Source organism: Flavivirga abyssicola (genome assembly GCF_030540775.2).
Taxonomy (GTDB): domain Bacteria; phylum Bacteroidota; class Bacteroidia; order Flavobacteriales; family Flavobacteriaceae; genus Flavivirga; species Flavivirga abyssicola.
In genome coordinates this window covers 117,810-130,100 of record NZ_CP141266.1, presented here as the reverse complement: position 1 = coordinate 130,100, position 12,291 = coordinate 117,810, and the positions used below count along the sequence as shown (strand labels likewise).

Below are 12,291 nucleotides of genomic sequence, written 5' to 3'. Positions count from 1 at the left end.
TGATTTTTGGTTTTTTATACTTGATTTTTTAAGGATTAGGAATTTAAAAAATCTACTAATTGAAGAATAGCTTTTCCTCGATGGCCAATACTATTTTTAAGTGTCAAGTCCATTTCAGCAAACGTTAGCTGGTGTCCATTAGGTTTAAAAATAGGGTCGTAGCCAAAACCAAGCTCCCCTTTTTTAGTATGTGTTATTTCTCCCTTACATATGCCTGTAAAGGTGTGTTGTTTATTATTAAGTTGTAATGTTATAACCGTTTTAAATTGTGCATTCCTGCTAGTTTTTGTGTTTAACTCAGTCAATAATTTATTCATATTGTCATTAGCATCGCGTTGCTCGCCAGCATAGCGAGCAGAGTAAACGCCTGGTGCTCCGTTTAATGCTTCTACTTCCAAGCCTGTATCATCAGCAAAACAATCATATCCATAATGGGTTTTTACGTAATTAGCCTTTTCAATACTATTGCCTTCAATTGTATTTTGAGTCTCTGGGATGTCTTCAAAACAACCAATATCATTTAAGCTTAATAATTTTATATGATCAGGAATCAAACCTTGTACTTCTTTTATTTTGTTAAGGTTGTTAGTGGCGAAAACAAGTTGCATAAATGAAATGGATTTAAGTTTTCAAAAATACTACTATATTGATTTATAAGTAAAAATATTTTATAACTTTTTTATGATTTTTGTTACTAAAAATTATTTAGAAAACAAGTATCTTAGATCAGAATTATAATATTAAAATAGAAATAATTATGACAGTAAACATTCAGTATGTAGGTGTAGATGTAAGTGAAACACTTTCGGCTTTCACAGAAGAAAAATTAAAAAAAATATTTAACAGATATGAGTTTTTAATAAGTGCCAGTGTGCATTTTAAACAAAACGAAAATCAACATGATACAGGTAAAATTTGCAACATAGAATTGAGTTTACCAGGACCTCGAATTTTTGCAACGTCTAATGAACGAAATTTTGAGGTGTCTGTTAGGGAGACTATTAAAGACCTAGAGCGTCAATTGGAAAAAAGAAAAGAAGTTTATAAAACACATTAATTAAAGGTTTAATATTTAATATAGTGAACATTGAAGATTATAGATGGTATTGTTTGTCTAAGAAAGGAGTCACCGAATCTATTCCATTTTCTAAGTTGCCTCATGTTCTTGTCTTTAAAGTAAAAGGTAAGATGTTTACGGCCACCGATATAAATACATTCGATAGTTTTAGTATTAAATGCGAGTCAGAAACTATAGAAGAACTTCGTGTGGAATATGATGCATTACAAGAACCTTCATATTTTAGTAAGAAGTATTGGAGCACGGTTGTGGTTGATGGTTCAATTTCTGATAAAATATTATACGAATGGTTAGATATTTCATATCGATTAGTTGTGGCAAAACTTACTAAGAAAGAGCAGTTGGAATTAGAGAATTTATAAGTTATTCATCTTAAAATTCAATTGATATTATCTATGATGATAAGGTTCATTCTTTAAAATAGTAAACCCTCTATATAGTTGTTCAATAATAAATAAACGTACCATCTGATGGGAAAATGTCATTTTAGATAGTGATATTTTTCCATTTGATTTGTTGTAAACATCCTGTGAGAACCCATAAGGTCCGCCAATAACCAAAACCAGCTGTTTAATACCAGAGTTCATATGTTTTTGTAGGTAACTGGAAAATTCAACAGAATCTAATTGTTTACCGTTTTCATCTAATAAAATCAAAATATCACTCGTGTGAAGTTTATTTATAATGAGTTCACCTTCTTTTTGCTTTTGCTGTTCCTTACTTAAATTTTTAGCATGTTTTATATCAGGAATGATTTCCAGCGAAAACTTTATATAAAAACCTAAACGCTTTGTATATTCATCAATTAGCAATTGAAGGTTTTTGTTATCAGTCTTTCCAATGGCGAGAAGTTTTATAGTCATAAAAGCAAAATTACTGTTTAGTATTTATGAAAAACATATTTTTAAGATGAAAAAAATAAAAATTTCATAAATGTAAAATTTAATTTAGTAAATCAATTTCTTATTTTTGTTGCAAACTGACTAATTATATGATAACACAAGAGCAATTTGATACAGAGGTTAAAGCAATAATTTCAAACGCTATAAGAGAAGATGTGGGCGATGGTGATCATAGCTCTTTGGCTTGTATTCCTGAAAATGCTAAAGGTAGAGCAAAGATTTTAGTTAAAGACAAAGGCGTTATAGGTGGGGTTAATTTTGCTAAAAAAGTACTTGCTTATGTAGATAAGAACCTGAAATTAGATGTTAGAATTGAAGATGGTACAGAAGTTACTTATGGAGATGTGGTTATGTTTATTGAAGGGTCTTCGCAATCTATTTTGAAAGCAGAACGAACAGTGTTAAACGCTATGCAGCGTATGAGCGCGATAGCTACTAAAACAAGGATGTTTGTTAATTTATTAAAAGGAACTAATACTAAAATTCTTGATACTCGTAAAACCACTCCAGGAATTCGTGTATTGGAAAAATGGGCAGTAGTTATTGGTGGCGGAGAAAATCACAGATTTGCATTATATGATATGATCATGCTTAAAGACAATCATATTGATTTTGCAGGAGGTATTACAAAAGCCATTGAAATGACTAAGTCGTATCTGAGAGAAACCAATAAAGATTTAAAAATTATGGTTGAAGCCAGAAATTTAATGGAGGTTGAAGAAATATTAAAAATCGATGGTATTTATAGAATTTTACTAGATAACTTTGATTACGAAGACACCAGAAAAGCAGTGAAAATGATTGGCAATAAATGTCTTACAGAGTCTTCGGGTAACATAAATGAAACCACTATTAGACATTATGCAGAATGTGGTGTAAATTATATTTCGTGTGGTGCTTTAACACATTCTGTTCATAACATGGATTTAAGTTTAAAAGCTGTAAATTAGTTTTTATTACTTTCAAATTAGTTTAGGTTTTTGTGTATGAAACAATAAACTTTTAGACGTTTATACTAAATGAATGACCAAGCCTATTGAAGACAAACTTGATAAGATTCCAGTAATAAATGTCTTGGTGCGAGTTTTCAAGAAACTAAAATTACCAGGTCTTGAAGGGTTATCGTTTTACGATTTATTAGAACTTTATATTACAGGTATTGTACGTGGTGCTTTAACAACCCGTGCAAGTGCTATAGCCTTTAGTTTTTTTATGGCACTGTTTCCTTTTTTATTATTTGTTTTAATCATTATTCCATATGTGCCGATAGATGATTTTAAAATTGAGTTTTTAACCTTTTTGGAATCTTTTTTACCACCAAACACATCTGATTTTTTCTTTGAAAATATTTTTGAGAATATTGATCAATCACAACGAGGCGGTCTACTATCATCAGTTTTTATATTATCGATAGCTTTGATGGCAAATGGTGTAAATGCTGTGTTTTCGGGTTTCGAAAATTCATATCACCAGCAATTAAACCGGAATTTTTTTAAACAATATCTGTATGCATTAGGTATCGCATTAATATTAGCGTTTTTACTTATTATTACCATAGCTGTTTTAGGGTATTTTCAAATATATGTTGTACAAGAATTATTTGATGTATTAGAAAATAAGGGCTACCAGGTGCAAAGTCAAAATGTATTGTGGACAGATATAGCTAAATATGCATTTTTCGTTCTTATGGTATATCTGGCAACAGCAACTTTATATTATTTTGGTACTCAGGAAGGAAAACATTCAAAATTCTTTTCCGTAGGTGCATTATTTACAACATTACTCATTATTTTATCATCTTATTTATTTGGGCTTTATATTGAAAATTTTGGACAATACAATAAACTATATGGCTCTATTGGAGCGTTATTAATTCTGTTATTTTATTTGTGGCTTAATGCTAATATTTTGTTGTTAGGTTACGAATTAAATGCCTCTCTGAATAAATTGCGTAAACAATGTTAAGATTAAAAAAAGTTGTTTTGTTTTTTTGCTGTTTTGTTAATATTTGTGCCTTTTCGCAGGATATTTTTGGGAAGTGGAAGACTATTGATGATGAAACTAAAGAAGCAAAATCTATAGTTGAGATTTATAAAGAAAATGATTATGTTTTTGGTAAGATAGTAGAGATATTAAATTCGGACAAAAAAGACGCTTTGTGTGAAAAATGTGTTGGAGAAGAAAAGGACAAACCTGTTTTGGGCCTGGTTTTAATTAAGAATATGAAACCGGAAGGTGAATACTATAAAAACGGAACTATATTTGATCCAGAGAGAGGAAAAAAATATGATTGCAGATTAAAGCTAACCAATAACCCTAATATTTTACAAGTAAGAGGTTATATTTCCTTTTTTTATGCAACCCAATATTGGGAGCGTGTTAATTAATAACTAAAAAACATACATTTTCTTTGAGCTTTTTTATAGACGTTATAATTCCTGTTCCGCTTAAAAAGTTATTTACTTATAATGTAACAGCGTCTGAAGCTGATTTTTTAAAAGTTGGTATGCGTGTTGCTGTTCCTTTTGGAAAGTCTAAAATTTATACAGGAATAGTTTATAAAATACATCAGGAAGCCCCCACAGCATACGAAGCTAAGGATATTCAGCAAATTCTAGATGATTCTCCTATTGTAACAGAAAAGCAATTACAATTGTGGCAATGGATTTCTAACTACTACATGTGTACGCTAGGGGATGTGATGCGGGCTGCTTTACCAAGTGCATTTATTTTAGAAAGCGAAACCGTTATTTTAAAGAATACTATTAAAAGCATTGATGAAGGTATATTGAAAGATGATGAGTTTTTGGTTTACGAAGCATTACACCATCAGTCGTCTTTAAAAATTCATGATATTTCTAATATCCTTGATAAAAAGAATGTATTACCGGTTATTAAGCGATTAATTGAAAAAGAGGCTATTTCTGTAGAAGAAGAAGTCTATGAAAAGTATAAGCCAAAACTGGTTCGTTATGTAAAACTAGGAGCCAGTTTTTCTTCAGAAACGGCACTTCAACAATTATTAGAAAATCTAAATAGAGCACCAAAACAACGTCAGGTCATTTTAACGTTGTTTTCTGTTTCTGCTACTACAAAAAAGCCTGTAAAAGTTTCAGATCTATCTTCAGAAAGTGGCGCATCAACGGCGGTTATAAAATCATTGATTGATAAAGGCATTCTTGAGGAATACTATATTCAAACAGATCGTGTTCAATATTCAGGAGAAGACAATGAGGCTACTAAAAATCTTAATGAGTATCAAGAAACAGCTCTAAAAGAAATAAAGAACGCTTTTGTTAAACATGCGGTTGTATTGTTGCATGGAGTGACTTCTTCTGGTAAAACCGAAGTATATGTTAAGTTAATTGAAGATACTATAAATCAAGGAAAGCAAGTGCTCTATTTATTGCCAGAAATAGCATTAACAGCACAGTTAATTACACGATTACAAAATTATTTCGGAGAGCAGGTCGCTATTTTCCATTCCAAATATTCATCTCAGGAACGTGTTGAGGTTTGGAATCATGTCTTAAATAATACTGTAAAAGCAAAAATAGTTTTAGGGGCACGTTCTTCTATCTTTTTACCGTTTGATAATCTAGGTCTTATTGTTGTTGATGAGGAGCATGAGCAATCTTTTAAGCAGTTTGATCCTGCACCACGTTACCATGCACGCGATACGGCTGTGGTATTAGCAAATATGCACGGGGCAAAAATACTTTTAGGTTCTGCGACACCAAGTTTAGAAAGTTACTTTAATGCCAAGCAAAATAAGTATGGTTTTGTAGAAATAACTAAACGCTATAATGATGTTTTGATGCCGGATATAGAACTAGTTGATATTAAAGAAAAGTTTAAAAAGAAATTAATGAAAGGGCATTTTAGCGATAGACTTATCGAAGAAATGACAGAAACATTAAGGGAAGGGCATCAAATTATATTATTTCAAAACAGACGTGGATTTTCTCCTATTGTAGAATGTAACACCTGCGGTAATTCGCCACAGTGTCCTAATTGCGATGTGAGTTTAACCTATCACCAATATAGAAACCAATTACGTTGTCACTATTGTGGTTATAATTCGGCTATGATAAAAGATTGTATGGCTTGCGGAAGTTCTGAATTAGACACTAAAGGATTTGGAACCGAACAAATTGAAGAAGAGGTGAAATTATTGTTTCCAGATTATAAAGTAGCACGTATGGATTTAGATACCACAAGAGGTAAATATGGCTATGAAAAGATCATCACAGCTCTGGAGCAGCAAGAAATAGATATTTTAGTAGGAACGCAAATGCTAACAAAGGGGTTGGACTTTAGAAATGTAAAACTGGTTGGTATTATGAATGCAGATAATATGCTTAATTTTCCTGATTTTAGAGCACACGAACGAAGTTTTCAATTGATGTTACAAGTCTCTGGCAGGGCAGGGCGTACAGATGAGAGAGGGAAAGTGTTAATACAAACCTATAACCCGTATCATAACATACTGCAACAACTATCTACTAATAACTATGTAGAGATGTTTAACGAACAAATGAACGAGCGTTATAATTATAAATATCCGCCTGTTTACAAACAAATAAAAATCACTTTAAAGCACAAAGATTATAATAGGGTAGATACAGCTTCGGTTTGGTTTGCAAAGTCTTTAAGGCAATTTTTTAAAGATAATGTCTTGGGACCGGAGTCACCACCAATTTCTAGAATAAGAAATCAATTTCATAAAAATATTCTGGTCAAGATTCCAAAGGAGCATTCGTTATCAAAAACAAAAAAAGCTATCATTAAAGTAAATAATAGCTTTTCAAGTATAAAAGATTTTCGGTCGGTTAAAATAATTTTAAATGTCGATAACTTTTAATTTAATTCGGTTTGTTGGTTAGTTAGTAGGTTTTAAATATTATTTAAAGCATCAACTAACTGAGTCTTTTTATTTCTACTTAAAGGAATTTCATAAGCTCCAACTTCAACATTTTTACTGTTAAATCTGTCTATTTTATCAAGATTAACAATGTATGATTTGTGGATTCTTAAAAATTTACCTTCAGGTAATTCAGCTTCAAAAGATTTCATTGTAGATAATACTACTAAGCTGGTTTCTTCTGTAACTAGTTTTACATAATCACCAAGCGCTTCAATCCATTTAATATCTTTAATATAAACTTTACGTTTTTTAAGATTACTTTTTACAAAAATATGTTCACCTTCCTCTTCGTTAAAGTCTAAAGTCAATCTATGTTGCTCTAAAGCTTTATCAACAGAAGTGTTAAAGCGTTCTCTTGTAATTGGTTTATGTAAATAATCGGTAGCGTCATAATTAAACGCTTTAAAAGCATATTCGGTTTTACCGGTTACAAAAATAATTTGTGGTTTATTGTTTAATACGTCTAAAAGTTCAAATCCATTTAACACTGGCATTTCAATGTCTAAAAAAATTAAATCTACTTGATGCGTATTTAAACCATTTTTAGTTTCTAAGGCACTACTGTACTCCGCTATTAAGTTAAGTGAAGGATGATTCTCTACTAACTTAACTATAGAGAGACGTTGTATTGCCGAATCGTCTACTACTACACAGTTTAATGTCATAACATTTTATATTATTTCGGTTAAGATATCGACAATAGTACAAAAAATTCGGCTAAAAACCAAAAATCATCGTTAAAGCGTTCATTTTAACAAAATTTTAACATTTTTTCAATGGGGTATAATATACTGAAATTATTGTTGTTTTATATGTTTATATTAGTTATTTTTGCACCCAATTTTTAACAATTAAATAGATTTTTATGAATCATTATGAAACTGTTTTCATCTTAAATCCCGTTTTATCTGAAGATCAGATAAAGGAAACAGTAAAGAAATACGAAGATTTTCTTGTTTCTAACGGCGCTAAGATGATAGCTAAAGAAGATTGGGGGCTTAAAAAATTAGCTTACCCAATTCAAAACAAGAAAAGTGGTTTCTATCACTTATTTGAGTACACTGTACCAGGAGAAGTCATTAATGCTTTAGAAGTAGAGTTTAGACGTGATGAGCGTTTTATGCGTTACTTAACTGTTGCATTAGACAAACATGCTATTTCATGGGCAGAGAGAAGAAGAGTTAAACTTAAACAAAAAGCTTAATTATGTCATCGATAGAACAACAATCTAAAGGAAAAAAAGACGGAGAAATTAGATATTTAACGCCGTTAAATATTGAGACAAACAAACAAAAGAAATATTGTCGTTTCAAAAAATCTGGTATTAAATACATAGATTATAAAGATCCAGATTTCTTATTAAAGTTTGTAAACGAGCAAGGTAAAATTTTACCAAGACGTTTAACAGGAACTTCGTTAAAGTATCAAAGAAAAGTATCTGTAGCTGTAAAAAGAGCACGTCACTTAGCTTTAATGCCATACGTAGCAGATTTATTAAAATAAAATACCGATAACAATGGAACTTATATTAAAACAAGACGTTGAAAATTTAGGATTTAAAGACGATGTTGTAACAGTTAAGAACGGTTATGGTAGAAACTTTTTAATTCCTCAAGGACAAGCTATACTTGCTACTTCTTCTGCTAAGAAAGTTTTAGCAGAGAATTTAAAGCAAAGAGCTTTTAAAGAGAAGAAAATAGTTGATGATGCTAATAAAATGGCGGAAGCTTTAAAAGCATTAGAAATTAAAATAGCTGCTAAAGTTGGCGCTGGAGACAAATTATTTGGTTCTGTGAATAATATTAATGTTGCTGAAGCTCTAGAAAAAGAAGGACAGTCTATTGATAAAAAATTCATAACAGTAACAACTATTAAGCGTACAGGAAAATACAATGCAGTGATACGTTTACATAGAGAGGTATCTGTTGATTTACCTTTTGAAGTTATTGCTCAAGCAAACTAAAAGTATTAACAATTAGTTAATAAAACTTTTATATAGTGTAAAGCCATTCTTATGAATGGCTTTTTTTTGTTTATTTTTGTTTGAATAATTACTATGCATGCATAGTTGACTAACTTAAAATAAACTTAAATGAAAAAAACTACCCTCACAATGTTTTTCTTGTTTTTTGGAATTCTTGCGTTTTCGCAGGTTACAACATCAAACATTAAAGGTCTAATTTTAGATAAAAATTCCGAGCCTCTCCCCGGTGCGAATGTCGTAGCTATCCATACACCTACAGGTACTAAATATGGAGCAGCAACAAATTTTGATGGTCGATTTAACTTATTAAATTTAAGAGTAGGAGGACCTTACTCAATTACCATAAGTTTTGTTGGTTTTCAAGATCAAACATATAATGATATATTCCTAAGCTTGGGTAAAACTCAAAATCTGAATGTCGTTCTTATAGAAGACAATGAGCAACTTGATGCTGTTGTTATTCAGGGAAGTGGAGGCACAGGAACTTTTGGGAGTGACCGTACAGGGGCTGAAACCAGTGTAGGGCGTCGTGAATTAACACGTTTACCTACTATTTCAAGATCGGCTGCAGATTTTACTAGATTAGAACCATCTGCAAGTGGGAATTCTTTTGGAGGTAGAAACGACCAGTATAATAATTTCTCTTTAGATGGCGCTATTTTTAATAACCCTTTCGGTTTAGATGCACCTACCCCTGGAGGCCAAACGGGAGCACAACCTATTTCGTTAGATGCCATAGATCAAATATCAGTATCAACGGCACCGTACGATGTTACGCAATCTGGATTTACAGGAGCTTCAGTAAATGCAGTTACAAAAAGTGGAACTAATGAGTTTCATGGTACGGTTTATGGTTTTTTTAGAAATCAGGACTTAACTGGTGGAAAGATTAAAGGAGAAGATGTTACAAAACCGGACTTAGAACAAGTACAATATGGTGTTAGTATCGGAGGTCCGATAATTAAAAATAAATTGTTCTTTTTTGCCAATTTTGAAAAAGATGATAGAACGGATTTAGGAACCAATGGATGGATACCTAATACAGGTTCTGGAGCAATTAATGAGTCTAGAGTAACTGCAAGTGACTTAATGAGTGTATCAAATGCTTTGGCAACATTAGGTTATGATACCGGTGCTTATGAAGGGTTTACTTATGGCTCCGAGTCTACAAAAGGTATTTTTAAGTTAGATTGGAATATTAATGATAATAACCGTTTAGCGATTATCTATAATTTTTTAAACGCATCTAAAGAAAAACCAGCACACCCTACCGCTTTGGGGGTTAGAGGACCTAGTTTTACAACGCTTCAGTTTGAAAACTCAGGATACGAAATAAATAATGGGATACAATCAGTACAATTAGAGCTAAATTCGACATTATCTGATGAAATGACTAATAAATTACAGATAGGGTATACTCATTTTGATGATTTTAGAGCTCCATTGTCTGCACCAGCACCGGCCATTACTATTCAAGATGGAAGTGGTTCTAATTATATTATTGCTGGTCATGAACCATTTTCTATTAATAATAGATTAGATCAAAAAGTGATTCAACTTACCAATAATTTAAACGTAGTTAAAGGGAGTCACACATTTACAATTGGATTTTCTTTTGAAAAATTTCAATTTGATAACTCTTTTAATTTAGGAGCTTTTGGTTATGATGAAGATGGTGATTTTAATCAGGAAGTTGGAGCATTTGCAGCATATCCTGACTTAAATGCTTTTCTAACAGATGTAAATGATGGTACACTAGCTGCTGCATTAGCTAATGCTGATAATATTTTTAATGCTAATAACGGTTTGGCTGCTGGTGACGGATGGTCTTTAGCAGAAACAAACGTAGGACAGTTAGCGTTTTATGTACAAGACGAATGGAATGTAAACGATAATTTTAAATTAACTTATGGTATTAGGTTTGATAAGCCATTATATTTTGATACCAAAGATAAAATTGATGAAAATATAGCAAGAAAACCTTTTACTTTCGATCCTACAATACCTTATTTTAATCCTAACACAAACCAGGAAACCTTAATTGATTCAAGAAAATTACCAAACAATAAATTTCTTATTTCTCCACGTTTAGGTTTTAACTGGGATGTTAATGGAGAAAGTAAAACACAAATACGAGGTGGAACAGGTATCTTTACTGGTCGTTTTCCGTTTGTATGGTTAGGAAACCAGGTACAAGGATTAGATTTCTTCTTTTATCAGGTAGTAGATCCAGAATTTAAATGGCCTCAAGTGTGGAGAACTAATGTTGGAGCCGATCATAAATTTGAAAACGGTATCGTTTTAACGGGAGATGTATCTTATACTAAAGATATTAATGGTGCTCATGTACAAAACTGGGGACTAAGAAACCCATCAGGTACACTTAATGCGCCTGGAGATAATAGGCCAATTTATTTACCTGCTGATAGGGGTAATAATGCCTATGTATTTACAAATTCAGATAAAGGACGTATTTGGAATGCTAGTTTAAAAGCTCAGAAGACCTTTGAAAATGGTATTTATGCAAGTGTAGCATATAATTATTTAAATGCTAAAGATGTAAATTCCATAGAAGCTGAAATTACTGGTGATGCTTTCGATTTTAACCCTAATTTAGGTAATGCTAATAATGATGTATTGTCTTATTCTAAATATGGAGATACCCATCGTTTTATAGGTGTTGGAAGTAAAAAATGGGCCTATGCAAATGATAAAATGGGAACTACAATTTCTGCATTTTGTGAATACGCACAAGGCGGACGTTTTAATTATACTTATGCAGGGAATATAAATGGTGATAGTTCTTTTCAGAATAATGACCTTATTTATATCCCAACTGCAAGCGAAGTACAACAAATGCAGTTCTCTGGACCAGGGCAAGCGGAAGCTTTTGAAAGATTTATTCAGCAAGATGATTATTTAAGCGACAACAGAGGAAGTTATTTTGATAGATACGGGGCTTTATCACCTTGGAGAAGCAGATGGGATGTTAAAATCTTACAGGATTTTAAATTTAACGTAAGTGGAGACAAAACAAATACACTGCAGCTAAGTATTGATATTCTTAATTTTGGAAACTTAATTAATTCCGATTGGGGCGTGGTAGAACAACCAAATAATATGTCTCCTATAGGTGTTGATACATCCGGAGCCACTCCTGTTTATACTTTTGATGAAACCTTAACGGATTCCTTTGGGTTTGATTCTAGTTTAGCTTCTAGATGGCAAATGCAATTTGGATTGCGTTATATTTTCTAAAATAATAAGATATATATTGTTAAATTTGCGCTCTTAATTTAGGAGCGCATTTTTTTAATGAAACTTAAGTTTTTGGAGTTAACAAACGAACTAAAACTTGTAAGTTGAATTAATCCCGCTGAAAAGCAGGATCATAAAGCTA

At 31.8% G+C, this 12,291-nt stretch carries 13 protein-coding genes; 10 read left to right on the top strand and 3 right to left on the bottom strand.

The genetic code is table 11. The annotated features are described in order from the left end of the window. Window positions 1-35: 35 nt before the first annotated feature. Window positions 36-608: a non-canonical purine NTP diphosphatase gene (locus Q4Q34_RS00500; RefSeq protein ID WP_303317501.1), complete on the bottom strand. Its 573-nt coding sequence runs from the start codon at window positions 606-608 to the stop codon at window positions 36-38. Window positions 609-757: 149 nt separating this feature from the next. On the opposite strand from Q4Q34_RS00500, the gene hpf reads away from it, so the two are divergent. Together hpf and Q4Q34_RS00490 are read left to right on the top strand one after the other, a co-directional pair. After that, window positions 758-1,057: a ribosome hibernation-promoting factor, HPF/YfiA family gene (gene hpf / locus Q4Q34_RS00495; RefSeq protein WP_303317502.1), complete on the top strand. Its 300-nt coding sequence runs from the start codon at window positions 758-760 to the stop codon at window positions 1,055-1,057. Between the two features lie 23 nt (window positions 1,058-1,080). After that, window positions 1,081-1,440 carry an MmcQ/YjbR family DNA-binding protein gene (locus Q4Q34_RS00490; protein WP_303317503.1) on the top strand — a complete coding sequence of 120 codons (360 nt, stop codon included), beginning with the start codon at window positions 1,081-1,083 and terminating at the stop codon, window positions 1,438-1,440. A 27-nt stretch (window positions 1,441-1,467) separates the two neighbouring features. Here Q4Q34_RS00490 and rlmH read toward each other — a convergent pair whose 3' ends face one another. Continuing rightward, complete coding sequence (gene rlmH, locus Q4Q34_RS00485; RefSeq protein ID WP_303317504.1) at window positions 1,468-1,941, bottom strand: 23S rRNA (pseudouridine(1915)-N(3))-methyltransferase RlmH; 474 nt, start codon at window positions 1,939-1,941, stop codon at window positions 1,468-1,470. A 128-nt stretch (window positions 1,942-2,069) separates the two neighbouring features. On the opposite strand from rlmH, the gene nadC reads away from it, so the two are divergent. The 4 genes from nadC to priA all read left to right on the top strand — a co-directional run bounded on the left by nadC (window position 2,070) and on the right by priA (window position 6,844). Beyond that, window positions 2,070-2,930, top strand: a complete 861-nt coding sequence (gene nadC, locus Q4Q34_RS00480; RefSeq protein WP_135874285.1) for a carboxylating nicotinate-nucleotide diphosphorylase — start codon at window positions 2,070-2,072, stop codon at window positions 2,928-2,930. Window positions 2,931-3,003: 73 nt separating this feature from the next. Beyond that, window positions 3,004-3,945 carry a YihY/virulence factor BrkB family protein gene (locus Q4Q34_RS00475; RefSeq protein ID WP_303317505.1) on the top strand — a complete coding sequence of 314 codons (942 nt, stop codon included), beginning with the start codon at window positions 3,004-3,006 and terminating at the stop codon, window positions 3,943-3,945. After that, window positions 3,939-4,367, top strand: a complete 429-nt coding sequence (locus Q4Q34_RS00470; RefSeq protein ID WP_303317506.1) for a DUF2147 domain-containing protein — start codon at window positions 3,939-3,941, stop codon at window positions 4,365-4,367. The genes Q4Q34_RS00475 and Q4Q34_RS00470 overlap by 7 nt, the downstream gene beginning before the upstream one ends. A gap of 23 nt (window positions 4,368-4,390) precedes the next feature. After that, complete coding sequence (gene priA, locus Q4Q34_RS00465) at window positions 4,391-6,844, top strand: replication restart helicase PriA (RefSeq protein ID WP_303317507.1); 2,454 nt, start codon at window positions 4,391-4,393, stop codon at window positions 6,842-6,844. 32 nt (window positions 6,845-6,876) lie between these two features. Here priA and Q4Q34_RS00460 read toward each other — a convergent pair whose 3' ends face one another. Continuing rightward, entirely contained in the window at window positions 6,877-7,572 is a 696-nt protein-coding gene (locus Q4Q34_RS00460; RefSeq protein ID WP_102754690.1) for a LytR/AlgR family response regulator transcription factor, read from the bottom strand. 200 nt (window positions 7,573-7,772) lie between these two features. On the opposite strand from Q4Q34_RS00460, the gene rpsF reads away from it, so the two are divergent. The 4 genes from rpsF to Q4Q34_RS00440 all read left to right on the top strand — a co-directional run bounded on the left by rpsF (window position 7,773) and on the right by Q4Q34_RS00440 (window position 12,149). Next, a complete protein-coding gene (gene rpsF, locus Q4Q34_RS00455) occupies window positions 7,773-8,111 on the top strand; it encodes a 30S ribosomal protein S6 (RefSeq protein ID WP_135874291.1) in 339 nt (112 codons plus the stop codon). 2 nt (window positions 8,112-8,113) lie between these two features. Then, window positions 8,114-8,410: a 30S ribosomal protein S18 gene (rpsR, locus tag Q4Q34_RS00450; protein WP_019388303.1), complete on the top strand. Its 297-nt coding sequence runs from the start codon at window positions 8,114-8,116 to the stop codon at window positions 8,408-8,410. 13 nt (window positions 8,411-8,423) lie between these two features. Then, window positions 8,424-8,870, top strand: coding sequence for a 50S ribosomal protein L9 (gene rplI / locus Q4Q34_RS00445; protein ID WP_303317508.1), 447 nt, complete (start codon window positions 8,424-8,426; stop codon window positions 8,868-8,870). A gap of 129 nt (window positions 8,871-8,999) precedes the next feature. Then, a complete protein-coding gene (locus Q4Q34_RS00440) occupies window positions 9,000-12,149 on the top strand; it encodes a TonB-dependent receptor (protein ID WP_303317509.1) in 3,150 nt (1,049 codons plus the stop codon). Window positions 12,150-12,291 lie beyond the last annotated feature (142 nt).

Coding starts and splice junctions, on each gene's coding strand:
- Q4Q34_RS00500 (WP_303317501.1), bottom strand. CDS start 608: ATGCAACTTGTTTTCGCCACTAACAACCTTAACAAAATAAAAGAAGTA.
- Q4Q34_RS00475 (WP_303317505.1), top strand. CDS start 3,004: ATGACCAAGCCTATTGAAGACAAACTTGATAAGATTCCAGTAATAAAT.
- rpsR (WP_019388303.1), top strand. CDS start 8,114: ATGTCATCGATAGAACAACAATCTAAAGGAAAAAAAGACGGAGAAATT.
- Q4Q34_RS00460 (WP_102754690.1), bottom strand. CDS start 7,572: ATGACATTAAACTGTGTAGTAGTAGACGATTCGGCAATACAACGTCTC.
- rplI (WP_303317508.1), top strand. CDS start 8,424: ATGGAACTTATATTAAAACAAGACGTTGAAAATTTAGGATTTAAAGAC.
- hpf (WP_303317502.1), top strand. CDS start 758: ATGACAGTAAACATTCAGTATGTAGGTGTAGATGTAAGTGAAACACTT.
- rpsF (WP_135874291.1), top strand. CDS start 7,773: ATGAATCATTATGAAACTGTTTTCATCTTAAATCCCGTTTTATCTGAA.
- Q4Q34_RS00470 (WP_303317506.1), top strand. CDS start 3,939: ATGTTAAGATTAAAAAAAGTTGTTTTGTTTTTTTGCTGTTTTGTTAAT.
- nadC (WP_135874285.1), top strand. CDS start 2,070: ATGATAACACAAGAGCAATTTGATACAGAGGTTAAAGCAATAATTTCA.
- Q4Q34_RS00440 (WP_303317509.1), top strand. CDS start 9,000: ATGAAAAAAACTACCCTCACAATGTTTTTCTTGTTTTTTGGAATTCTT.
- rlmH (WP_303317504.1), bottom strand. CDS start 1,941: ATGACTATAAAACTTCTCGCCATTGGAAAGACTGATAACAAAAACCTT.